Source organism: Lacisediminihabitans profunda (genome assembly GCF_008040105.1).
Lineage (GTDB): Bacteria > Actinomycetota > Actinomycetes > Actinomycetales > Microbacteriaceae > Lacisediminihabitans > Lacisediminihabitans profunda.
The window spans coordinates 59,273-82,534 of record NZ_VRMG01000013.1 but is presented as its reverse complement, the minus strand read 5'-3'; the positions used below and the strand labels follow the sequence as shown (position 1 = coordinate 82,534).

Below are 23,262 nucleotides of genomic sequence, written 5' to 3'. Positions count from 1 at the left end.
AACCTAACTTGGTGATCGTTTCAGAAGCCGATATTCCACTCCGCCTCGACTGAAGATATTTCTCCCGAAGCCACCGATAGCCGACCTCTTTATCGATACCGGCATCTCGGGCGGATGGTTTGAGACCCCGCCCGTCCTTGATCGACGCGAAGAACCTCAGGGCTGCTGGTGACGAAGACGTCAAAACAATGAAACGACCACCTAAAAGAAGGTGTTGCTTCTATCAATAGGTTCCCGCGTACGTCAATCGCGACAAGGGGCGCGCTCCGGAACCGCGGCAGAATCATGCGCAAGTCGGTTTGTCCGATTTAGGTGGCAAAATCCGAACTGACCTGGCACACGACAGAGGTGCCCCCAGGCAGATTCGAACTGCCGCCCCTGCCTCCGGAGGGCAGTGCTCTATCCCCTGAGCTATGGGGGCCAGGGTCAAGAGACAAGGCTACCAGCCGCCGGGGGACGCGAACGTATGCTGGCAGCATGACCGACGAATCCTGGCGCGATCGGCTGCGCGGGCTTCGCGTGTTTGGCGGCGAACTGCCCGCGTTTGCCCCGGATGCCGTCCCCGAGAATCCGCTTGCCCTGTTTTCGGAATGGCTCGATTTGGCCATCGAGTCGGGAGTGTCGCAGCCGCACGCGATGGCGATCGCGACCGTGGGCGGCGAGGGGGCGCCATCCGCTCGCACCCTCCTGCTCAAGGATCTGGATGCGGACGCCTTGTGGTTCGCCACGATGTCGACCAGCCAGAAGGGGAGGGAGCTCGCCGCCAATCCGCGCGCCGCGCTGCTCTTCTACTGGCGCGAGCAGGGGAGGCAGGTGCGGGTGACCGGGGATGCCGAGGCCGGCCCGCGCGCGCTCAGCGAGTCGGACTTTCTGCAGCGCAGCCCGAACGCACGGGTCGTCGCGTCGGCGGGCAACCAGAGCGACGTGCTGCCGGGACTGGGGGAGTTCGACACGGCGGTGGCGAAGTCGCGTCGGGCGATCGAGACGGATCCGGAATTCGTGCCGGAAGGGTGGACTGCCTTCCGTCTGCGCCCGGTTGCGATCGAGTTCTGGCAGGCCACCCGCGACCGCGACCAGATCCGCCTGCGGTACACCCGGCAGGGCGAGGGCTGGGCGCGCGAGCTGCTCTGGCCGTAGGCCGGCGCGCCGACCCGGTGTGGCGAGCGGCATGCACGGCCAGGAAACGCCGGCATGGGAGGATCGACGGATGCTGCGCAACGTCTCCGCCCGACTCGAACTCGACATTTCCGGCCGCGCCGACCTGGTACTGAGCCTCGCCGTGGCGCACGGCGGCGAGCTCAGCAGTGAGCGGCTGTCGATAGCACTGAACGGCACTCCGATCGAGCCCCAGGAGGTCGTGGACCGGCATGGTTCGCGGCTGCACACCCTGCAGAGCGACGCCGGCCGGATGACCATCGAGTACTCGGCCGAGGTTGTCGGTCAGGCCGAGCCGGCGGCGATCGACGAGCTCGACCGCATCATCTACCTGCGCCCGAGCCGGTATTGCGAGTCGGACACCCTGCTGCCGACGGCGCGCTCCGAGTTCGCCGGCATCCAGGGTTTCGAACTCCTCGCGGCGGTGGGCGCGTGGGTGCAGGAACGGCTGTACTACGTGCCAGGCTCGAGCCGGGTGACGGATGGCGCGGTCGGCACGCTCCTGGCCCGCCAGGGCGTCTGCCGCGACTACGCCCACCTGGTGATCGCGCTGCTGCGCGCGCTCGACGTGCCGGCCCGCATGGTGGCCGTCTACGCGCCGGGGCTCAGCCCGATGGACTTCCACGCCGTGGCCGAGGCGTTCATCGACGGCCAGTGGCACGCCGTGGACGCGACGGGGCTCGCCCCGAGGCAGAGCCTCGTGCGGATCTCCACCGGCCGCGACGCCGCCGACATCGCGTTTCTCACCAACCACTGGGCCAATCTCACGCTGCGTGAGTTGACGGTGCTCGCCATCGCCGACGTGCTGCCGATCGACGACCCTCTGCGGCTCGCCGAGATCCGCTAGCGCAGCTGCGCGACCGCGGAGGCCACGAGGGTGCGGGCGTCCGCCCCGCTGCCGAAGTCCGCCGCGCTCCCGAAGAAGACGGATGTGGCCACGAGCCAATAGGTGCCGGTGAACACATCGAGACGGCCGGCGCCGCCGCTCGAGGAGAAGTAGGCGGATTCGCCGATGCCTGCCACCGGGGTACCGGCCGCGGCACTGGTCTTGAGTCCCGCGAGCGCGGCCGAACCGGGGCGCGCGACGGCGATGGTGACCTTGTCGCCGCTGGTCTGGTTTGTCCAGTCGCACGCGACGCCCTTCGCCGCGATGGCCGTCGCCGCCGGCGTGCCGCCGGCCGGCTTGAAGCTCGCGTCGAGCCCGAAGTTGGGGTTGAAGTCGTACATCGTCTGGGCCGAGACGAGCGTGTTGCAGCCAATGCTGACCGCCTGCGCGGGGGTGCCGGTGGTGGGGGTCGGGCTCGGCGAGGCGGGCGTGCCCGCCGGGGTCGGGGTCGGCGAGTCCGAGGCGCTGGCGCTGGGGGAGGAGCTCGACCCGGAGGGCTTCGGCGTGCCGACGCACGCCGTGAGGCCGCCGACGACGATGGCGATGCTCGCGAGCGCGACGAGCCGACGGCGTGCGGCCGAAGTGGAAAACATGGTGGACCCCCTGAAAGTCTCTGAACCCATCTTCGCCGACGGTGAGGGCGACGCCAGCCGGACGCGCCAGCAAGCCCGGATAGAATCGATGCTCGTGACCCCAGCCGAACTCTCCGCCAACCTGCTCGCCATCGTCGAGGGCGCTCTCGAGCGACGCGGCGACGTCACGGCCGCGCTCACCGTCGACGACGTGCTGCTGGAGCGTCCCAAGAACCGGGAGCACGGCGACTGGTCATCGAACATCGCCATGAAGCTGGCCAAACAGCTCGGCACCAACCCGCGCGCGCTCGCCACCGAGATCGCCGACGGCATCCGCGCGATCGAGGGGGTCTCGGCGGTGGACGTCGCCGGCCCCGGCTTCATCAACATCAGCCTGGATGCGGCGGCGGCCGGCGCGCTCGCCAAGTCGATCGTCGAGCAGGGCGAGGACTACGGACACGGCGACCTCTACGAGGGCGTCACGATCAACCTCGAGTTCGTCTCGGCCAATCCCACCGGACCCATCCACCTCGGCGGCGTGCGCTGGGCCGCCGTGGGCGACAGCTTGGCCAGAATCTTCAAGGCCGAGGGCGGCATCGTCACCCGCGAGTACTACTTCAACGATCACGGCACCCAGATCGACCGGTTCGCCCGCAGCCTGGTTGCGAGCTACCTCGGCGAGCCGACCCCGGAAGACGGCTACGGCGGCCAGTACATCTCCGACATCGTCGACCGGGTCGTGGCGGGCTACCCGGGCGACCTCTCCGCCCTGTCCAGGGACGAACTGCAGGAGGCATTCCGGGCCGCCGGAGTCGACCTGATGTTCGGCGACATCAAGCAGAGCCTTCACGACTTCGGCGTCGACTTCGACGTCTACTTCCACGAGAACCTCCTGCACGAGGGCGGCGACGTCGAGCGCGCGATCGCCCGACTGAGGGACCTCGGGCACATCTACGAGGCGGATGGCGCCACCTGGTTGCGCACGACGGAGTTCGGCGACGACAAGGACCGCGTGGTGATCAAGAGCGACGGGGACGCCGCCTACATCTCCGGCGACCTCGCCTACTACCTGAACAAGCGTGAGCGCGGCTTCGAGCGCAACTTCATCATGCTCGGAGCCGACCACCACGGCTACGTGAAGCGGCTGATGGCCATGACTTCGGCGTTCGGTGACGTGCCGCGGGTCAACCTGGAGATTCTGATCGGCCAGATGGTCAACCTGCTCAAGGACGGCACGCCGCAGCGGATGAGCAAGCGCGCCGGAACGGTCGTGGTGCTGGAGGATCTGGTGGAGGCCGTCGGCGTGGACGCGGCGCGGTACGCGCTCGTGCGCTCGTCGAGCGACTCGCAGCTCGACGTCGACCTGGACCTGCTCACCCGGCGCACCAACGACAACCCCGTCTTCTACGTGCAGTACGCCCATGCGCGCACCCGCTCGGTCGCGAGGAACGCGGCGGCGAGCGGCGTCGAACGCACGGCATTCGACGCCTCCCTCCTCGACCACGACACCGAGAGCGAGCTGCTCGGTGTGCTCGCCGAGTTTCCGCGGGTGGTTCGCCAGGCGGCGGAACTGCGCGAGCCGCACCGCGTCGCTCGCTACGCGGAGGAGCTGGCCGGCGCGTACCACCGCTGGTACGACAACTGCCGGGTCACCCCGCTCGGGGATGAGCCGGTCACCGACCTGCACCGCACCCGCCTCTGGCTCAACGACGCGACCGGCACGGTGCTGCGCAATGCGCTCGGCCTGCTCGGCGTGAGCGCGCCGGAGCGGATGTAGTGCGCGACCAGTCCACGGCGCCCCTCCCGTTGCCTCCCGAGGCGGCGGCCCCCCGCAAACGCCGTCGCGGCGTGCTGCTCTGGAGCGTGCTCGCCGCGATCCTCGTGGTTCTCGTCGTCGCGGCGGTCGTCGTCGACGGTGTGGCGCGGTCCTATGCCGGCACGCTCATCGAGAACAAGGTGCGGTCGTCGCTCTCCATTCCGGCGAGCACGCCGGTCGACGCCAGGGTCGGCGGGGCATCCGTGCTGCTGCAGCTGCTGGCCGGCAAGCTTGAGCGAGTCGATGTCTCGTCGAAGGGGCTCACGGTGGGGGCGCTCACCGGCGACGCCACGCTCACGGCCACCGGCATCCCGATCGACCAGAGCAAGCCCATCGATCACGCGACGCTCGAGTTCACGGTGGACGAGACCCAGCTGAAGACTCTCGTCGGCACGGTCTCCGGCATCCCGGTCAACTCCCTCACGGTGCACTCGGGGGCGATCGCCCTCGCCACCACGATCACGGTGCTCGGCATCGGCCTCCCCGTGACGGTGGCCGTCGCCCCGTCGGCGGTCGGCGGGGAACTCGCGCTCACGCCGAAGTCGGTGACGTTCAACGGCCAGACCCTCTCCCCGGCCGACCTGCGCAAGACCTTCGGCTCGCTCGCCGACAGACTCCTCAGCACGCAGAAGATCTGCGTCGCGCAATTCCTGCCCAAGTCGCTTGTGCTCGATGCGGTGACGGTGAGTGGCTCGAAGGTGGCCCTGGCCGTGTCGGCCGACACCGTCACCCTGAACAGCGACCTGTTCGCGACAAAGGGCGTGTGTGCCTCCAAGTAATAGGATTCAGGGGGCTTGCATCCACCCGCTCCGGCGCGCTCGCCCCATCTTCCCGCCGGCCAGCCCCGAGGTTTCCCAGTGACAGTCAATCCGCTTGCCCCATCGTGGCTCGCTCATCCGGTCGACGCCAACGCGCTCGCCCCCGGCCTCTGGTCGCACGGCACCGCCCGCTCGGCGTCGGGGGAGATCGAGGTCGCCGGCGTCGCGGTGTCCGATCTCGCCGCCCGCTTCGGCACGCCGCTGTTCGTGGTCGACGAGGCTGATGTGAGGTCGAGGGCCGTGCTCGTTCGCGAGTCGCTCGACCGGGAGTTCGCCCGCATCGGGTCGGCGGCGAAGGTGTACTACGCGGGAAAGGCGTTCCTCTCCACGGAGGTCGCCCGCTGGGTGAGCGACGCCGGTCTGTACATCGACGTTTGCAGCGGTGGTGAGCTCGCCGTCGCCCTCGCCGCCGGTGTCGACCCGGCCAGGCTCGGTTTCCACGGCAACAACAAGTCGGTCGCCGAGATCGACCGGGCCGTGGCCTGCGGGGTCGGCGTGATCGTGATCGACAGCGACATCGAGATCGAGCGGGTCGCGGATGCCGCGGCTCGCCATTCCCGAGTGCAGCCGGTTCGGGTGCGCCTCAACAGCGGAGTCCACGCCCACACCCACGAGTACCTGGCCACCGCGCGGGAGGACCAGAAGTTCGGCATCGCGCTCGCCGACGCAGCGGGTGCCGTCGCCGCGATCCGGTCGCACTCCTCGCTCGACTTCCTCGGCCTGCACTCGCACATCGGCTCGCAGATCTTCGAGTCCGACGGCTTCGCCGAGGCCGCCAGGCGCCTGCTCGCGCTGCAGGCCAGCCTGCTCGAGGGCGGCCCGGTGCCCGAACTCAACCTCGGCGGCGGATTCGGCATCGCCTACACGAGCGCCGAGACCGCGCTGCCCCTCGACGAGATCGCCGCGACCTTTGCCGACATCGTGGCCGGCGAGTGCGCGAGGCTCGGCATCCCGGTGCCGCTCGTGGCCATCGAGCCGGGGCGGGCGATCGTCGGGCCGTCCACCCTCACCCTGTACGAGGTCGGCACGGTGAAGGACGTGCTCGTCTCCGGGGACGGAACGGCACCAGTGATCCGGCGCTACGTGAGCGTCGACGGTGGCATGAGCGACAACATCCGGCCCGCGCTCTATACTGCCGACTACTCGGTGCGACTGGCCGGCCGCAGTTCGACCGCCGACCCCGCGCTCGTGCGCATCGCCGGAAAGCACTGCGAGAGCGGCGACATCGTCGTGCGCGACGACTACCTGCCCGGTGACGTGCGTCCGGGCGACCTCGTGGCCGTGCCGGCGACCGGCGCGTACTGCTGGTCGATGGCCAGCAACTACAACTACCTGGGCCGGCCGCCTGTCGTCGCCGTGCGCGACGGCGAGGCGCGCGTGATCGTGCGCGGCGAGACCGAGGCAGACCTTCTCTCCCGGGATGCGGGCATCCTGGCAACGAACGGAGCACGATGATCGAGTACCGCAACCTCAGGGTCGCCCTCCTGGGCGCAGGATCCGTCGGCGCCCAGGTGGCCTCGCTGCTGCTCGAACACGGTGACGAGCTCGCCAACCGAGCCGGCGCCGGGCTCGAACTGGTGGGAGTGGCCGTGCGCGACCTCGACGCGCCCCGCACCGCGAACATCCCGCGCGAACTCCTCACGACGGACGCGGAGTCCCTGATCCTCGGTGCGGACATCGTGATCGAGCTGATGGGCGGCCTCGAGCCGGCGCGCACCTACATTCTGCAGGCGCTCACCTCGGGGGCCGACGTGATCACCGGCAACAAGGCGCTCCTCGCCACCCACGGTCCAGAACTTTTCGAGCTCGCCGAGCAGGTGGGCGCCCAGCTCTACTACGAGGCGGCCGTCGCCGGGGCGATCCCGATCATCCGGCCGCTGCGCGACAGCCTCGCCGGCGACCGGATCAAGCGCATCCTCGGCATCGTCAACGGAACCACCAACTTCATCCTCGACCGCATGGATACCGCGGGGGAGTCCCTCGAGGTCGCCCTGGCCACGGCGACCGAGCTCGGCTATGCCGAGAAGTCCGACCCGTCGGCCGACATCGAGGGCTTCGACGCCGCGCAGAAGACCGCGATCCTGGCGAGCCTCGCGTTCCACACCACGGTGCCGCTCGACGCGGTCTACCGGGAGGGCATCACCGCCATCACCATCGAGCAGGTCGACGCCGCGCGCAAGGCCGGCTACGTGATCAAGCTGCTGGCGATCTGCGAGCGGATGACGGATGCCGACGGCGTCGAGGGCGTGTCGGCCCGCGTGTACCCGGCCCTCGTTCCCCGCAGTCATCCCCTCGCCGCCGTGCATGGTGCCAAGAACGCGGTGTTCATCGAGGCCGAGGCCGCCGGCGACCTCATGTTCTATGGCGCGGGTGCCGGGGGAATCGAGACGGCCTCCGCCGTTCTCGGCGACCTGGTGTCCGCCGCCCGGCGGCACGTGATCGGCGGACCGGGGGTCGCGGAGTCGACCCACGCCAACCTGCCCATCCTGCCGATCTCGCGGGTCATCACGCGGTACCAGATAACGCTCAGCGTCGTCGACCAGCCGGGGGTGCTCGCCGCGGTGGCGACGCTCTTCAGCGAGCACGGGGTCTCCGTCGAGACTGTTACGCAGTCGGTCCAGGCGGGCGCCGACCCGGCCCGGCCCAGCGCTACCCTAGTTATCGGCACCCACGAGGCGTCGGAAGCCGATCTCGCCGCAACCGTCGCGGCACTCGAAACCAGTCAGGTCGTTCGAGCGGTCACGTCCGTACTCAGAGTAGAAGGATCCTAATGGCTCACCAGTGGCGCGGAGTTCTCCGCGAGTATGCAGACCGGCTCGACATCTCCGATGCGACCCCCATCATCACCCTCGGCGAGGGTGGCACCCCGCTGTTGCCGGCTCCCGCACTCTCCGCCCGCACCGGTGCCACGGTCTGGGTGAAGTACGAGGGGATGAACCCCACCGGTTCGTTCAAGGACCGCGGCATGACCATGGCGGTGTCCAAGGCCGTGGAGCACGGCGCGAAGGCGATCATCTGCGCGTCGACCGGTAACACCTCGGCGTCTGCCGCCGCCTACGCCGCGCACGCCGGCATCACCGCCGCCGTGCTCGTGCCGGAGGGCAAGATCGCGCTCGGCAAGCTCAGCCAGGCCATCGCGCACAACGCGGAGCTGCTCCAGGTGCAGGGCAACTTCGACGACTGTCTCGAGATCGCCAGGGACCTCGCGGCCAACTACCCGGTGCACCTCGTCAACTCCGTCAACAACGATCGCATCGAGGGCCAGAAGACCGCGGCCTTCGAGGTCGTCGAGGTGCTCGGAGACGCCCCGGACATCCACATCGTGCCGGTCGGCAACGCCGGAAACTACACGGCGTATTTCCGCGGCTACAGCGAGGAGCTGGCCCGGGGCGAGACGACGAAGCTTCCGCGCATGTTCGGCTTCCAGGCCGCCGGCAGCGCGCCGATCGTGCTCGGCCACGTGGTGAAGAACCCCGACACCATCGCCAGCGCGATCCGCATCGGCAACCCGGCGTCGTGGGAACTCGCGCTCGGGGCACGTGAGGCCAGCAACGGCTACTTCGGCGCGATCTCCGACGAGCACATTCTCGAGGCCTACCGCATCCTCTCCGCCGAGGTCGGCATCTTCGTGGAGCCCGCATCGGCGATCAGCGTCGCTGGTCTGCTCGAGCGGGCGGCCGCCGGACAGATCCCGCGCGGATCCACCGTGGTGCTCACCGTCACCGGCCACGGCCTCAAGGACCCGCAGTGGGCCCTTCGCACGGCCGACGGCTCAGACATCAAGCCCACCGTCGTCGCGAACGACACCGACGAGGTGGCCGGCGTGCTCGGCCTGTCCAAAGTCACGGCCTAGCGTTGCCGACCACAGTGGTCTTCGGGAGCGCGGGATGATGCCAGAGACGCCGGATGCGCCGGAGGGATCGGGGTCGACGCCCTCGCTCGTCGGCCGTTCGGTCACGGTGAAGGTGCCGGCGACCACGGCCAACCTCGGACCGGGCTTCGACACGCTCGGACTCGCGCTGTCGCTGTACGACGAGCTCACCGTGACGGTGCGCCCCGAACCGGGCGCCACCGTCGAGGTGATCGGAGTTGGGGCCGGCGAGGTGCCCACCGACGAGTCCAACCTCGTGGTCAAGGCGATCGCGTACACCTTCGCCGCGTACGGGCAGCCCCTTCCCGGGCTCGACCTCGTGGCGCGCAACAACATTCCGCACGGACGGGGCCTCGGCTCCTCCGGGGCCGCGATCGTCTCGGGCATCATGGCGGCGAAGGGCCTCCTCGAGGGAATCGTGGACATCGACTCCAACTCCCTGCTCGCTCTGGCGACGGCCATGGAGGGGCATCCGGACAACGTCGCGCCTGCCCTGTTCGGCGGCCTCACGATCGCCTGGACTTCGGATGCCGGCCCTCAGCACAAGAAGCTGATGGTGCACCGCGGCGTCTCGCCCCTCATCGCCGTGCCGGAGTCCACGATGTCCACCGAACTCGCGCGCAGCCTGCGCCCGGCCTCGGTACCGCACGAGGACGCGATCTTCAACGTGTCTCGCAGCGCCCTCCTCATCGCCGCCCTCATCCAGTCTCCGGAGCTGCTGCTTGCCGCGACCGAGGACAAGCTCCACCAGAGCTACCGCGCGAGCGCCATGCCAGACACCGAGTCACTGATCGGCGAATTGCGGGCTGCGGGGCTTCCCGCGGTGGTTTCGGGGGCCGGGCCGTCGATTCTCGTGCTCTGCAGCGACCCGGCCCAGAGACTCGTCGCCGCCGAGCTCATCGGGCGCCACGAGGGCGCGCCGTGGCAGTCGCTCGTGCTGGCCGTAGACTTCAAAGGTGCTACAGTTTCACTGCACCCGGTAGATATCTCGGCATAGCCGAAAGCCCCGGTTTGCACAATCACTAGCACTCGCTTCAATACTTTCCCTCACTGTGCTGCTGCTCACAACAGCCGCGTGGGCCCGGTGGAGAGTACGGACGACAAGCTCTCCCGCGAGCGTATCCCGCACCCTTTCGGTGCGGACCTTGCGAGGGGAAAGGAACACTCTTAGTGACTGACCTCACTGTCCGCGCCACCCGGCCGGACTCAAGCACAAACCTCTCCAGCCTTCGCCTCCCCGAGCTGTACGCTCTGGCAGCCGAGTTGGGCATGAGTGGTGCCTCCAAACTTCGTAAGGGAGAACTCGTGGACGCGATCACCGAGATCCAGAACAACAGCAAGACAGCGGCGGATGCCGCACCGTCGACCGAGGATGCCCCGGTGACCGAGACGGCCGCCACGGACACGGCGGCGGCCGAGACCGCAGCCACCGAGGTCGCCGTGGCTCCCGCCGTCCGCAAGCGCGCACCGCGGCGTGCGAGCACGTCGATCGTGGACGCCGGCGCCTCCACCGCTCCGATCATCGACGCCCCGGCCATCGAGCTGGAGCCGATGGCCAAGGCGGCGCCCAAGTCGGTCACCAAGCACGTCAACCGTGCAGCCAGCGGCCTCGACCGCATCCCTGGGCAGGAGGCCGAGCGCGAGGCTCAGGCCGACGTCCAGCCGACCGAGGGTCTCGACCGCATCCCCGGCCAGGAGGCGGAGCGCGAGGCGCTCGCCGACGCGCCGACCGAGAGCGTCCCCCGTCAGCGCAACACTCGCCAGCGCAACGCCCGCCAGGCCGGCATCGACCGCATCCCCGGGCAGGAAGCAGAGCGCGAGGCGCTCGCCGACGCCCAGCCGACCGAGGGTCTCGACCGCATCCCCGGGCAGGAAGCAGAGCGCGAGGCGCTCGCCGACGACAGCGACGGACAGCCGACTCGCAACTCCCGCAACCGCAACCGCAACCGCGGCGACCGCCAGCAGGAGACCACCCGCGGCGAGCAGGACTCAGACGACTCCGGCCGCACCAGCAACCGCAATGTGAACAACCGCCAGCAGCAGGGTGACCGCCAGCAGCAGGGCGACCGCCAGCAGCAGGGCGACCGCCAGCAGCAGAACCGCAGCGGCAACGACCGCCAGCAGCAGCAGCTTCTGCAGGACGACGACGGCGAACGCAGCGGACGTAACCGCTACCGCGACCGCAAGCGCCGCGGCCCGGGTGGAAACGATGACTTCGAGCCCGAGATCACCGAGGATGACGTGCTCATCCCCGTGGCCGGCATCCTCGACGTGCTCGACAACTACGCCTTCGTTCGCACCAGCGGCTACCTCCCGGGCAACAACGACGTCTACGTCTCGCTCGGCCAGGTGAAGAAGTACAACCTCCGCAAGGGCGACGCGGTGGTCGGAGCGATCCGCCAACCGCGCGACAACGACAACAGCGGTCGCCAGAAGTACAACGCGATCGTGAAGATCGACTCGATCAACGGGCTTCCCGTCGACCAGGCCGCCGATCGCGTCGAATTCGGCAAGCTCACGCCGCTCTATCCCACGGAGCGCCTGCGCCTCGAGACCGAGCCGCAGAAGCTCACCACGCGCATCATCGACCTCGTCTCGCCGATCGGCAAGGGCCAGCGCGGCCTCATCGTCTCGCCGCCCAAGGCGGGCAAGACGCTCGTGCTCCAGGCCATCGCCAACGCCATCGCCAAGAACAACCCCGAGGTTCACCTCATGGTCGTTCTCGTCGACGAGCGTCCGGAAGAGGTGACCGACATGCAGCGCACGGTCAAGGGTGAGGTCATCGCCTCCACCTTCGACCGTCCGGCCGAAGACCACACGACGGTCGCCGAACTCGCCATCGAGCGCGCCAAGCGACTTGTCGAACTCGGCCACGACGTGGTCGTTCTGCTCGACTCGATCACCCGCCTCGGCCGCGCGTACAACCTTGCGGCGCCCGCCTCCGGGCGCATCCTCTCCGGAGGGGTCGACTCGTCTGCCCTCTACCCGCCGAAGCGCTTCTTCGGTGCGGCGCGCAACATCGAGGACGGCGGATCGCTCACCATCCTCGCCACCGCGCTCGTGGAGACCGGATCCAAGATGGACGAGGTCATCTTCGAGGAGTTCAAGGGCACCGGCAACATGGAGCTTCGCCTGTCGCGCCAGCTTGCCGACAAGCGCATCTTCCCCGCCGTGGACGTCAATGCCTCCGGCACGCGTCGCGAGGAGATGCTCATGGGCATCGACGAGACGAAGATCAACTGGAAGCTCCGCCGCGCCCTCGCCGGACTCGAGACCCAGCAGGCCCTCGAGCTCGTGCTCACGCAGCTCAAGGACACGACGAGCAACGTCGAGTTCCTGATGAAGATCCAGAAGTCGCTTCCGGGCGCATCGAGTACCAAAGAGGGCTAAGCAGCCATGGCAGACTCTGGCGTGTTCGAGTCGGTGAAGACGCTGCTGGTGGAGCATGCGGATCTCCAGGAGCAGCTCGCCGACCCCGAACTCCACTCCAACCCGGCCAAGTCGAAGAAGGTCAACCGGCGGTACGCCGAGCTCAGTCGCATCGTGGACGCCTACAACCGTTGGCTGAAACTCACCGACGACTTCGAGGCCGCGAGCGAGATGGCTGCGGAGGACGCGTCCTTCGCCGAGGAGCTGCCCAAGATCAAGGCGGAACTCGACACGATGGAGGAGCGCCTTCGCCGGCTGCTCATCCCGCGCGACGAGAACGACGGCCGTGACGTGATCATGGAGATCAAGATGGGGGAGGGCGGGGCAGAGTCCGCGCTCTTCGCCGGCGATCTCCTGCGCATGTACCTGCACTACGCGGAGTCCAAGAAGTGGAAGACCGAGATCATCGAGCAGACCTCGAGCGATCTGGGTGGCATCAAGGATGTCCAGCTCGCCATCAAGGGCAACTCCACCGACCCGGCGGAGGGCGTCTGGGCCCACCTCAAGTACGAGGGTGGCGTGCACCGCGTGCAGCGCGTACCGGCCACCGAGTCCCAGGGGCGCATCCACACGTCGGCGGCGGGCGTGCTCGTGTTCCCCGAGGTCGACGAGCCGGAAGAGGTCGAGATCTCGCCCAACGACCTCAAGATCGACGTCTACCGTTCGAGCGGTCCGGGCGGCCAGTCGGTCAACACCACTGACTCCGCCGTGCGCATCACCCACCTCCCCACCGGGATCGTGGTGGCGATGCAGAACGAGAAGTCGCAGTTGCAGAACCGCGAGGCCGGGATGCGCGTGCTTCGTGCCCGCGTGCTCGCTCGCCAGCAGGAGGAGATCGACGCCGCGGCCTCCGTCGTGCGCAAGAGCCAGATCCGCACCATGGATCGCTCGGAGCGCATCCGCACCTACAACTTCCCCGAGAATCGCATCGCCGACCACCGCACGGGCTACAAGGCCTACAACCTCGACGCCGTGATGAACGGCGCACTCGACGCCGTGATCCAGTCGGACATCGACGCGGATGAGGAAGCCCGACTCGCGATGCTCGGTTCCACCGAGGAGTGATCGGCGCGCTCCGCACGCACCCTTCGCTTTCGTCCGAACCGACAACCAGGCTGCTCCCATGAATCCTCCAGCTAGCGTGGCGACTCTTCGCGACGACGGCGTCGCGCTGTTGGCCCGGGCGGGCGTTCCCACTCCCGACGTCGACGCCGAGCTGCTGATCGGCCACGTGCTCGGCCTCAGCCGCGGCGAGGTGCAGGCGAAGGCCGTCATCGGCACGCCGGTGGCGGAGCACGACACCGTCGCCATCCGCGCCGCGCTCGCCCGCCGGGCCGCCCGCGAACCGCTCCAGCACATCACGGGGACTGCTCCATTCCGCTCGCTGGAACTTGCAGTCGGACCGGGTGTTTTCGTGCCGCGACCGGAGACGGAGGAGGTCGCCCAGTTCGCGATCGACGCGCTGCGCGCCGCGGCCACACCCGAGCCGATCGGGGTCGACCTGGGAACCGGCAGCGGGGCGATCGCCCTCGCGATGGCGACCGAGGTTCCGCACTCCCGGGTGTTCGGTGTCGAAAACTCCCCGCGCGCCTTCGTCTGGACCACCCAGAACTTCCGCGCCAGCGGGGCCGACAACGCGCGCGCCGTGTTCGTCGACCTGGCCGACGCCCTTCCCGATCTGGACGGCACGGTGGCCGTGGTCATCTCCAATCCTCCGTACATCCCGGTCGGTGCCATCCCGCGTGACCCGGAGGTGCGGCTTTTCGATCCAGAGCACGCCCTCTACGGCGGCCAGGACGGCCTGGATGTCGTGCGCCAGGTCTCACGCACGGCGGCGCGCCTGCTGCACCCGGGCGGCACACTCGTGCTCGAGCACGGCGAGCTGCAGGGGGCCGCCATCGCCGCACTGCTCACCGCGGACGGCTGGAATGCCGTCGCCACGCACCGCGACCTGCTCGGCCGCGACCGCGCGACCACCGCTCTCCGCTAGCCGCCGCTCCCCGTTCCCTCTTTTGGCCTTACCCCGTTCCCCTTACCCCGTTCCTCTACCCCGTTCCGAAATCCATGCATTCCTCGCCGACACGCCGGTGGGGTGACCCGACACGCCGAGGTCGGGGCAGAGATGCATGGATTTCGGAAGAAAGAAGAGGGAAGAAAGAAGAGGGAAGAGTGAGGGTGAGCGGGGGAAGGGCGGATGCCGCTAGAGGGACTCGCTCGCCGCATCCATCGCCGCCGCGCACTCGGCGAGCGCCTCCTGCGCCCACTCGCGCTGCTGGGCGGTGCCGAGGAGGTCCGCCCACCGGGCCGCCTCGGTGAAGGAGGCGAAGGCGGCATCGAGGTTGTCGTCGTCGAAGTACCGCCAGCCGAGGTTGCTGTGCAGAGAAACGAGCCAGCGTTTGGTGCGGTCGTCGGGGGAGGCCTCGGCGAGTTCCACCGCGCGAGCCGTCCAGTCTTCGGCGCCGGGGGCATCGACGATCGCGAGCATGTGCAGCGCGTCGATCAGCAGGAACTCCGCCCCCAGGCGGCCGGCGATCGTGGCGGCCTGGCGGAACAGGCCGGCGGCGGCCTCCGGATGCCCCGAACTGTTCATCACGCGGCCGGACTCGAGGAGCACCCGCACCCCCACAATCGGATCCGACTCCTCCGGGATCTCGATCAGGATCGCCGCCGCCTCGTCGAACTTGCCCTGCATCCCGATCGCCCGCGCGAGCTGCGTGGTGAGTTCGGCGCGCTCCGTGTCGTCCCACGGGCCGCCCTGCTCCAGCTCGACCCGAAAACGGGCCTCCGACGCGGCGGGATCGCCGAAATCCCAGAGTTCGTCGAGCGTGGGTTGGTCGATCATCCAGCACCCTCCCTCTGTGGTCATCACCAGCCTAGGGCTGGGTCAGCGGGTATGGGCGAAGTCTTCGATCGCGGCGAGCAGGGCGGGGGCGCCGACGAACAGGTGGCCGGTGATGCCGACCGAGCGGGCACCCGCGACGTTCTCCGGCAGGTCGTCGGCGAAGAACGCGTCGCTCGCCGGCACGCCGTAGCGGGCGAGCACCGCCTCGAACACCTCCGGGTCCGGTTTGCGTGCCCCGTAGTCCGACGACGTGAAGAGGTGGTCGCCGAAGACGGGCACGAGGTCGGGGGCGAGGGAGCGCAGGTGGCGCGAGGTGAGCGGACCGTTGTTGGTGAGGAGCGTGACCTGGCCGAGTTCGGCCGCGCGACGCACGGCGGCGATGGAGTCCGCCCACGGCGTCATGGCCGCGCCCCGGACCCGCACCCAGTCCGCCTCGTCCACGTCGATGCCGACGGCGGTGTTGAACGCGGCGAGATAGTCGTCAGCGCTGCCGATCCGGCCGGCCTCGGCCGCCCACTCGCCCTCGGCGTGCCACCAGCGCTCGCGCAGCTCGGCGAGGGAGAGCCCGGTCAGACCGGTCATCCCCTCCATCCGCCGACGCCAGTCGTAGTCGTAGAGCACGTCGTCCATGTCGAAGATGAAGAGCAGCATCACATCATCCTCGCGGCGAACCGCTCGATGGCCTCGTGCAGACCGTCCAGCTGCGGCACGCGGTCCCGGTAGACGAGGTGGTGCGTGTGGATTCCGACGGATGCCGCCCCGGCCACGTTCGCGGCGGAGTCGTCGACGAAGAAGGTGTCCTCCGGTCGCGCGTCGAACCGTCCGAACTCTGCGAGGTACTCCGCCGCCGTCGGCCACTCGCCCGATTCGGCGCGAATCTCGAATCCGCTCTCCCACCAGGTCTTGGCGAGGTGGTACTGGCTCACCCCGCTCGCGAGGCTCAGCGCCGGCAGCCGCTTGCGGGAATCGTAGGTATAGAGGGTCGTGTCGAAATCAAAGAAATACAGGTCCACCGGGCTCCACTCGCAGCTACCAGTATCCCAGCCGACGTCGAGCCCGCCGCGCGCGGGGCCCGCAGCGGGGCTGTCAGGACGGTCGAAGTAGGATGGCTACCGACATGGCGACGATCTACGACTGCTCGGACCCCACCGGGCTTCTCACTGGCATGCGCCTCGCGAGGGTCGCTATCGGCCGAGGCGAGCTCGTGGTGCTGCCCACGGACACCGTGTACGGTCTCGCGGCCGACGCCTTCAGCCCGGAGGCGGTGCAGCGGCTCCTCGACGCGAAGGGCCGCACCCGGCAGTCGCCTCCTCCCGTGCTCATCCCGGGGATTCCCACCCTCGACGCCCTCGCGGAGGCCGTGCCGGACGAGGTCCGCGCGCTCGTCGCCGAGTTCTGGCCCGGCGGCCTCACCGTGATCCTCCCCGCCCGCGAGTCCCTCAAGTGGGACCTCGGGGACACTGACGGCACCGTGGCCCTGCGGATGCCGAACAACTTCTACGCGCTCGAGCTGCTTTCCGAGACAGGCCCGCTCGCCGTCTCGTCGGCGAACCTCACCGGCGAACCGGCCGCGACCACGGTGCAGGATGCGGAGCGCATGCTCGGCGAGAGCGTAAGCGTGTACCTCGACGGCGGGGTGGCCGGCACCGACTACGACGCCGGGGAGGGAACGGGGTCGACGATCATCGACGCGACGGGGCTGCTCACCGAGGGCGGGACCCTGCGCATCGTGCGACACGGGGTGATCTCCGAGGAGGCGATCAACGCCGTGCTCGACTCGGTTCGGGAGCAGGGGATGACCGAGTCCGGGGAAGGCCCCTCGTGAGGATCATCTTCTACGTCGCCGCCGGCGGCCTCTCGGCCGTGGTGACCTTCGGGTTGTCGATCCTCATCGCGCGGCTGGGCATGAAGTACCGGCTGTACCCGGCGATCCGCGAGCGTGACGTGCACAAGCGCCCCACGCCCCGGCTGGGCGGCGTCGCGATGTTCCTCGGCATCCTGATCGCGTTCGGCGTCGCGTCGCAGCTGCCGCAATTCCACCTCATCTTCGCCAAGCCCGGCCCGATCTTCGCGATCCTTGGAGCCGCCCTCATCATCGTGCTGATCGGGGTGGCTGACGACATCTGGGACCTGGACTGGGTCACGAAGCTCGCCGGCCAGATCATCGCCGCCGGCCTGCTCGCGTGGCAGGGCGTCCAGCTCACCTCACTGCCGATCGTGGGGGGCATCGTCGTGCTCTCCTCCTACACCGGGCTGATCGTCACGGTGCTCGCGATCGTGCTGGTGATGAACGCCATCAACTTCATCGACGGCCTGGACGGCCTTGTCGCCGGTGTCGCCATCATCGCCAACGGTGTCTTCTTCATCTACAGCTGGATCCTCGCCACCAATATCGCCCAAACGGAATACTTCAACCTCGCGTCGCTCATCACCGCGGTGCTCATCGGTGCGTGCGTGGGGTTCCTGCCGCTCAACTGGCATCCGGCGAAACTCTTCATGGGTGACGCGGGCGCCCTGCTCGTCGGGCTGCTGATGGCGACCTCCGCCATCTCGGTCACCGGTTCGGTGGATGTCGGGCAGCTCACCTTCGCCAAGCAGCTCGTGCCGGCGTTCATCCCGATCCTGCTGCCGTTCGCGATCCTGATCGTGCCGCTGCTCGACTTCGGCCTCGCCGTGTTCCGCCGGCTGCGCGCCGGCAAGTCGCCGTTCAGCGCCGATCGCAAGCACCTTCACCACCGGCTGCTCGACATGGGGCACACCGACATCCCGGCGGTGCTCATCTTCTATGCCTGGACGACGGTCGTCGCGGTCGGTTGCCTGCTTTTCCTCTTCATGCCGGCCGCGCGGGCCCTCACCTTCATCGCCATCGGCCTTGTCGTCTGCACCGTGGTCACCCTGTCGCCGCTCACCAGGCGCAAGGCCGCCGAGACGGCCGTTCAGCTGGCGGGCCCGGAGGATCAGGTGCCGGCGGTTGCTGCCCACCTCGACCCGCTCGATGCGGCGGCCGACACGATTTCGATCGGGACCGACACCGACGACAACGCAGAATCGGATGCCGCACAAGACGCGGCACTCGACGCCCTGAAGAAGAAGGAAACCACATGAGCGCCGTCCCCATCCTCAAGCGGATCCTCGCCTACGGGGGCATCCTCGCGATCGTCATCGCCGTCGTCGGATCGATCATCGGCCTCCTCGTGGCCGGCGGGAGCGGGGTGCTGAGCGCTCTCATCGGCACCGCGATGGCCGTCGTGTTCCTCGGCATCACGGCGGCGAGCATCGTCGTCGCCACTCGCATCGCCCGGGGCGACTTCCTCAGCGTGGCCTTCTTCGGCATCGTGATGGGGGCGTGGCTGCTCAAGTTCGTGCTGTTCCTCGTACTGGTGTTCCTGCTCAAGGACCAGCCCTGGATCCAGTCCACGATTCTTTTCCTCAGTCTCGTCGTGGCGGTGCTCGGAACCCTCGTGGTCGACGTCGTCGTCATCGCGCGGTCTCGACTGCCCTACGTGAGCGATGTGCGCCTGCCTGGGGATGCCGCCGAGGCCTCGCCGAGGGGCGAACAGGCCGAATAACGATTCTGGCCGCCTTCATTCTGTTGATAGAGTGGGAACGAACGCCCCCCTTTCCATCGCCGCGTGATTACATGCCCCGATTCTGGAGATAGCGCTGTTATCTAACGCTCTCAATCTGCTCCTCCCTTCTGCCAGCGACGGCGGCGGCGGTGGCTTCGTCGGGCCCAATATCGGCGAGTTCTTCCCTCCCGTCGTGTTGTTCGCCGGAACCTACTTCGAGCTCAACCGCGTCATGCTCATCCGCATCATCACGACGATCGTGATCGTGCTCGTCTTCTGGCTCGCCACCCGCAACCTGAAGATCGTGCCAGGACGCGGGCAGTCGCTGATCGAGATGGGACTCGACTTCGTTCGGGTCGGCATCGCCGAAGACCTGCTCGGCAAGAAGGACGGCCGGCGCTTCCTGCCGATCCTCACCACCTTCTTCTTCATGATCGTCGCGATGAATCTCACCGGCGCCATCCCGGGGTTCAACATCGCCGGCACCTCGGTGATCGGCGTTCCGTTGCTGCTGGCCGGCGTCGCCTACTTCACCTGGATCTATGCCGGACTGCGCAAACACCCGGGCAAGTTCCTGCGCAACGCGCTCTTCCCGCCCGGAGTGCCGTGGGTGCTCTACATCATCGTGACGCCGATCGAGGTGCTCTCGACCTTCATCGTGCGGCCGATCACCCACACCCTCCGACTTCTCATGAACATGATCGTCGGCCATCTGCTGCTCGTTCTGTTCTTCCTCGCGACCTCGTTCTTCTTCTTCGAGGCACCGGGGCTCTTCAAACTGTTCGGCATCGGAACGCTCGCCTTCGGGTTCGTCTTCACGATGTTCGAACTCCTTGTCGCGGTGTTGCAGGCCTACGTCTTCACCATCTTGACCGCTGTCTATCTCCAGCTCGCGCTGGCAGACGAGCACTAATCGGATCGGGCGACCGCCCGCTTCGCCATCACGGAAGGAATCACAACGTGGACACCACCACCGTCGCCGCCCTGAGCGGAAACATCGCGACGATCGGATACGGCCTTGCGGCCATCGGCCCGGCCATCGGCGTGGGCATCGTCGTCGGGAAGACGATCGAGTCCGTCGCGCGCCAGCCCGAACTGCAGGGTCGCCTCACGGTGCTCATGTACATCGGTATCGCATTCACCGAGGCGCTGGCCTTCATCGGCATCGCCACGTACTTCATCTTCACTACCGGCCAGTAATGCTCCGTACAGTTTTCTCGGCAGCTGCTGAGGCTCAACACAATCCACTGATTCCGGGCATTCCGGACCTCATCTGGTCCGCCGTGTGCTTCATCGCGCTTCTCGTCTTCTTCTGGAAGAAGATCCTGCCGTCGGTGCAGCAGAACCTGGATGCCCGTGCCGAGGTGATCGAGGGCGGAATCAAGAAGGCCGAGATCGCGCAAGCGGAGGCCGCCGCCGCCCTGGAGAAGTACACCGAGCAGCTTGCCGAGGCGCGCGCCGAGGCCGGCACCATTCGCGAGCAGGCTCGCCAGGACGGCGTCAAGATCCTGAACGAGCTCAAGGAGCAGGCGGCCGCCGAGGCCGCCCGCGTCACCGCGAGCGCGTCGGCGCAGATCGAGGCGGAGCGCCAGTCGGCTCTCGTGTCGCTGCGTGCCGAGGTCGGGTCGCTCGCGATCGACCTCGCGTCGGGAGTCATCGGGCAGAGCCTGTCCGACGACGCGAAGGCGGCAAGCCTGGTCGACCAGTTCCTGGCCGACCTCGAGAAGTCAGAGAACAGCGCGAAGCCGGAGTCGGTGAACTGAGCATGGGATCAGCAACCAGGGAAGCCCTCGCCGCGTCACGGGCGAAGCTGTCGTCCGCGGGCACGGCCAACCTGGCCACTGCCGACGAACTGTTCTCGGCCGGTCGGATCATCGGCGGGTCTGCACAGCTCATCTCGATGCTCTCCGACACGTCGACGGATGCCGCTGACAAGCGGTCCATCCTGTCGGCGGTCTTCGGCAGTAACTTCAGTGACGCCACGCTCGAACTGCTCGACACCGTGGTCTCGAACCGCTGGTCGAGCACCGACGATCTGCTCGCGGGAATCGAGGAGCTCGGACTGCGGGCGGCGGCGGATTCCGCCCCGGCCACCGTCAACATCGACGCGGAACTCTTCGCGTTCGGCACGGCGGTCTCGTCGGACTCCGAACTCGAACTGGCGGTGAGCAGCAAACTCGGCAGCCCCGAGTCGAAGGTGGCTCTCGTTGAGGCGCTCCTGGTGGGGAAGGCCTCGCCGCAGACGCTCTCGATCGTGCGTCACCTGATGCAGCAGCCTCGCGGCCGCCGCATCGGCGAACTGCTGCGCACCGCGGCGGCGATCGTGGCCGACCAGTCGGGCCTCGCGGTCGCGACGATCACGAGTGCGACCGCCATCCGCGCGGTTCAGCTCGAGCGTCTGCAAAAGGGCCTTGCGGCCAAGTTCGGGCAGGCGCTCAAGTTCAACCTGGTCGTCGATCCCGCCCTCATCGGCGGGCTTCGCGTGCAGGTCGGCGACAGGGTGATGGACGGCAGCGTCGCCTCGAAGCTCAAGGATCTCCGGCTGCAGCTCGCCCGCTAGGGCAGCACGGCCACCAACACAGACCCCCCGGAGCCGCACGGCTTCGCGAAGACAAGGAAACAACGGAAATGGCAGACCTCACGATCAGCCCGGACGAGATCCGCGATGCGCTCAAGGACTTCGTCAAGTCCTACAACCCCGCGTCCGCCTCGACGACCGAGGTCGGCTACGTCATCGACGCGGCCGACGGAATCGCGCACGTGCAGGGTCTTCCCGGCGTGATGGCGAACGAGCTCATCCGCTTCGCGGACGGCACGCTCGGCCTCGCCCAGAACCTGGACGAGAACGAGATCGGCGTGATCGTGCTCGGCGAATTCGCCGGCATCGTGGAGGGCCTCGAGGTCACCCGCACCGGAGAGGTGCTCTCCGTGCCGGTGGGCGACGCCTACCTCGGTCGAGTCGTCGACCCGCTCGGCGCCCCGATCGATGGCCTCGGCGAGATCGCCTCAGAGGGCCGGCGCGCCCTCGAACTGCAGGCGCCAGGCGTCATGCAGCGTAAGAGCGTGCACGAGCCCATGCAGACCGGCATCAAGGCGATCGACGCCATGATCCCGATCGGTCGCGGCCAGCGCCAGCTCATCATCGGCGACCGCCAGACCGGCAAGACGGCCATCGCGATCGACACGATCATCAACCAGAAGGCGAACTGGGACTCCGGAGACGCTTCGAAGCAGGTGCGCTGCATCTATGTCGCCATCGGCCAGAAGGGCTCGACCATCGCCTCGGTGAAGGGCGCGCTCGAAGACGCCGGAGCAATGGAGTACACGACGATCGTCGCGTCGCCCGCCTCCGACCCTGCCGGGTTCAAGTACCTCGCCCCGTACACCGGTTCGGCCATCGGCCAGCACTGGATGTATGCCGGCAAGCACGTTCTGATCATCTTCGACGACCTGTCCAAGCAGGCCGAGGCCTACCGCGCCGTTTCCCTGCTGCTGCGCCGCCCGCCGGGGCGCGAAGCCTACCCGGGTGACGTCTTCTATCTGCACTCCCGTCTGCTCGAGCGTTGTGCCAAGCTCTCCGACGAGCTCGGCGCCGGATCGATGACCGGCCTGCCGATCATCGAGACCAAGGCGAACGACGTGTCGGCGTACATCCCGACCAACGTGATCTCGATCACCGACGGCCAGATCTTCCTGCAGTCCGACCTGTTCAACGCCAACCAGCGTCCGGCGGTCGACGTGGGTATCTCCGTCTCCCGAGTCGGTGGCGACGCGCAGGTCAAGTCGATCAAGAAGGTGTCAGGAACGCTCAAGCTCGAGCTCGCCCAGTACCGCTCGCTCGAGGCCTTCGCCATGTTCGCGTCTGACCTCGACCAGGCCAGCCGTCGCCAGCTCGCCCGAGGCGCCCGCCTCACCGAGCTGCTTCGCCAGCCGCAGTATTCGCCGTACCCGGTCGAACAGCAGGTCGTATCGATCTGGGCCGGCACCAACGGCAAGCTCGACGAGGTGGCCGTCGAAGACGTGCTGCGCTTCGAACGCGAGCTGCTCGACTACCTCGGACGCAACACCGACATCCTCACCAACCTCGCCAGCACGAACGTGCTCGACGACGCGACGGTGACCGCTCTCGGCGAGGGGATCGACAAGTTCAAGCTCGAGTTCCAGACCGGCGAGGGCAAGCCGCTCGCCTCGGTCGGAACCGAGCAGTTCGTGGCGATCGAGCCGGAAGAAGTGCACCAGGAGAAGATCGTCAAGGCCAAGCGCTGACCGAGCACCGGCCGCCTCGCGGACGGTGCGGCGCCCCG

General features: G+C 68.1%; 23 protein-coding genes and 1 tRNA gene. 19 read left to right on the top strand and 5 right to left on the bottom strand.

Annotation, left to right across the window (positions count from 1 at the left end; all coding sequences use genetic code 11):
* Positions 1-349 precede the first annotated feature (349 nt).
* Positions 350-421: transfer RNA gene (locus FVP33_RS17165), tRNA-Arg, on the bottom strand.
* Between the two features lie 56 nt (positions 422-477).
* Between FVP33_RS17165 and FVP33_RS17160 the strand changes: the two genes are divergently transcribed.
* Both FVP33_RS17160 and FVP33_RS17155 read left to right on the top strand, forming a co-directional pair.
* Positions 478-1,137 carry a pyridoxine/pyridoxamine 5'-phosphate oxidase gene (locus tag FVP33_RS17160; protein ID WP_147784914.1) on the top strand — a complete coding sequence of 220 codons (660 nt, stop codon included), beginning with the start codon at positions 478-480 and terminating at the stop codon, positions 1,135-1,137.
* A gap of 70 nt (positions 1,138-1,207) precedes the next feature.
* Positions 1,208-2,002 carry a transglutaminase-like domain-containing protein gene (locus FVP33_RS17155; RefSeq protein WP_147784913.1) on the top strand — a complete coding sequence of 265 codons (795 nt, stop codon included), beginning with the start codon at positions 1,208-1,210 and terminating at the stop codon, positions 2,000-2,002.
* Here the strand turns inward: FVP33_RS17155 and FVP33_RS17150 are convergent.
* Complete coding sequence (locus FVP33_RS17150; protein WP_147784912.1) at positions 1,999-2,634, bottom strand: arginyl-tRNA synthetase; 636 nt, start codon at positions 2,632-2,634, stop codon at positions 1,999-2,001. The genes FVP33_RS17155 and FVP33_RS17150 overlap by 4 nt on opposite strands.
* A 94-nt stretch (positions 2,635-2,728) precedes the next feature.
* Here FVP33_RS17150 and argS point away from each other — a divergent pair, with 94 nt between their 5' ends.
* The 9 genes from argS (at position 2,729) to prmC (ending at position 14,537) form a co-directional block, all read left to right on the top strand.
* Complete coding sequence (gene argS, locus FVP33_RS17145) at positions 2,729-4,390, top strand: arginine--tRNA ligase (RefSeq protein WP_147784911.1); 1,662 nt, start codon at positions 2,729-2,731, stop codon at positions 4,388-4,390.
* On the top strand, positions 4,390-5,208 hold the full coding sequence (locus tag FVP33_RS17140; RefSeq protein ID WP_187270781.1) for an LmeA family phospholipid-binding protein: 819 nt from the start codon (positions 4,390-4,392) through the stop codon (positions 5,206-5,208). Before argS ends, FVP33_RS17140 begins: the two co-directional genes overlap by 1 nt.
* A gap of 78 nt (positions 5,209-5,286) precedes the next feature.
* Positions 5,287-6,702 carry a diaminopimelate decarboxylase gene (lysA, locus tag FVP33_RS17135; RefSeq protein ID WP_147784909.1) on the top strand — a complete coding sequence of 472 codons (1,416 nt, stop codon included), beginning with the start codon at positions 5,287-5,289 and terminating at the stop codon, positions 6,700-6,702.
* On the top strand, positions 6,699-8,018 hold the full coding sequence (locus FVP33_RS17130; RefSeq protein WP_147784908.1) for a homoserine dehydrogenase: 1,320 nt from the start codon (positions 6,699-6,701) through the stop codon (positions 8,016-8,018). Before lysA ends, FVP33_RS17130 begins: the two co-directional genes overlap by 4 nt.
* Entirely contained in the window at positions 8,018-9,100 is a 1,083-nt protein-coding gene (gene thrC, locus FVP33_RS17125) for a threonine synthase (protein WP_147784907.1), read from the top strand. The genes FVP33_RS17130 and thrC overlap by 1 nt, the downstream gene beginning before the upstream one ends.
* Before the next feature lie 34 nt (positions 9,101-9,134).
* Positions 9,135-10,115 (top strand): homoserine kinase, encoded by a 981-nt coding sequence (thrB, locus tag FVP33_RS17120; protein WP_246142397.1) that lies wholly within the window; start codon positions 9,135-9,137, stop codon positions 10,113-10,115.
* A gap of 173 nt (positions 10,116-10,288) precedes the next feature.
* Positions 10,289-12,508, top strand: coding sequence for a transcription termination factor Rho (gene rho / locus FVP33_RS17115; protein WP_147784906.1), 2,220 nt, complete (start codon positions 10,289-10,291; stop codon positions 12,506-12,508).
* Positions 12,509-12,529: 21 nt separating this feature from the next.
* The gene (gene prfA / locus FVP33_RS17110; RefSeq protein WP_147784924.1) at positions 12,530-13,612 is read left to right on the top strand and encodes a peptide chain release factor 1; all 1,083 of its coding nucleotides are present in this window, start codon (positions 12,530-12,532) and stop codon (positions 13,610-13,612) included.
* Positions 13,613-13,670: 58 nt separating this feature from the next.
* Positions 13,671-14,537 (top strand): peptide chain release factor N(5)-glutamine methyltransferase, encoded by an 867-nt coding sequence (prmC, locus tag FVP33_RS17105; protein WP_147784905.1) that lies wholly within the window; start codon positions 13,671-13,673, stop codon positions 14,535-14,537.
* A gap of 210 nt (positions 14,538-14,747) precedes the next feature.
* Here prmC and FVP33_RS17100 read toward each other — a convergent pair whose 3' ends face one another.
* The 3 genes from FVP33_RS17100 to FVP33_RS17090 are packed head-to-tail and all read right to left on the bottom strand — an operon-like array spanning position 14,748 to position 16,402.
* On the bottom strand, positions 14,748-15,389 hold the full coding sequence (locus FVP33_RS17100) for a hypothetical protein (RefSeq protein ID WP_147784904.1): 642 nt from the start codon (positions 15,387-15,389) through the stop codon (positions 14,748-14,750).
* Between the two features lie 42 nt (positions 15,390-15,431).
* Positions 15,432-16,040, bottom strand: a complete 609-nt coding sequence (locus tag FVP33_RS17095; RefSeq protein WP_147784903.1) for an HAD family hydrolase — start codon at positions 16,038-16,040, stop codon at positions 15,432-15,434.
* The gene (locus tag FVP33_RS17090) at positions 16,040-16,402 is read right to left on the bottom strand and encodes a hypothetical protein (RefSeq protein WP_147784902.1); all 363 of its coding nucleotides are present in this window, start codon (positions 16,400-16,402) and stop codon (positions 16,040-16,042) included. Before FVP33_RS17090 ends, FVP33_RS17095 begins: the two co-directional genes overlap by 1 nt.
* A gap of 104 nt (positions 16,403-16,506) precedes the next feature.
* Here FVP33_RS17090 and FVP33_RS17085 point away from each other — a divergent pair, with 104 nt between their 5' ends.
* The 8 genes from FVP33_RS17085 to atpA all read left to right on the top strand — a co-directional run bounded on the left by FVP33_RS17085 (position 16,507) and on the right by atpA (position 23,224).
* Positions 16,507-17,214, top strand: a complete 708-nt coding sequence (locus FVP33_RS17085; protein ID WP_147784901.1) for an L-threonylcarbamoyladenylate synthase — start codon at positions 16,507-16,509, stop codon at positions 17,212-17,214.
* Positions 17,215-17,216: 2 nt separating this feature from the next.
* Positions 17,217-18,494, top strand: coding sequence for an MraY family glycosyltransferase (locus FVP33_RS17080; protein ID WP_425460957.1), 1,278 nt, complete (start codon positions 17,217-17,219; stop codon positions 18,492-18,494).
* Positions 18,491-18,958, top strand: coding sequence for a Cg1360 family ATP-synthase-associated protein (locus FVP33_RS17075; protein ID WP_147784900.1), 468 nt, complete (start codon positions 18,491-18,493; stop codon positions 18,956-18,958). Before FVP33_RS17080 ends, FVP33_RS17075 begins: the two co-directional genes overlap by 4 nt.
* An 88-nt stretch (positions 18,959-19,046) precedes the next feature.
* Entirely contained in the window at positions 19,047-19,871 is an 825-nt protein-coding gene (gene atpB, locus FVP33_RS17070) for a F0F1 ATP synthase subunit A (protein WP_147784899.1), read from the top strand.
* A 47-nt stretch (positions 19,872-19,918) separates the two neighbouring features.
* On the top strand, positions 19,919-20,158 hold the full coding sequence (gene atpE, locus FVP33_RS17065) for an ATP synthase F0 subunit C (protein ID WP_147784898.1): 240 nt from the start codon (positions 19,919-19,921) through the stop codon (positions 20,156-20,158).
* On the top strand, positions 20,158-20,721 hold the full coding sequence (locus tag FVP33_RS17060; RefSeq protein ID WP_147784897.1) for a F0F1 ATP synthase subunit B: 564 nt from the start codon (positions 20,158-20,160) through the stop codon (positions 20,719-20,721). Before atpE ends, FVP33_RS17060 begins: the two co-directional genes overlap by 1 nt.
* A 2-nt stretch (positions 20,722-20,723) precedes the next feature.
* Positions 20,724-21,518, top strand: coding sequence for a F0F1 ATP synthase subunit delta (locus FVP33_RS17055; protein ID WP_147784896.1), 795 nt, complete (start codon positions 20,724-20,726; stop codon positions 21,516-21,518).
* Positions 21,519-21,586: 68 nt separating this feature from the next.
* Positions 21,587-23,224, top strand: coding sequence for a F0F1 ATP synthase subunit alpha (gene atpA, locus FVP33_RS17050; protein ID WP_147784895.1), 1,638 nt, complete (start codon positions 21,587-21,589; stop codon positions 23,222-23,224).
* Positions 23,225-23,262 lie beyond the last annotated feature (38 nt).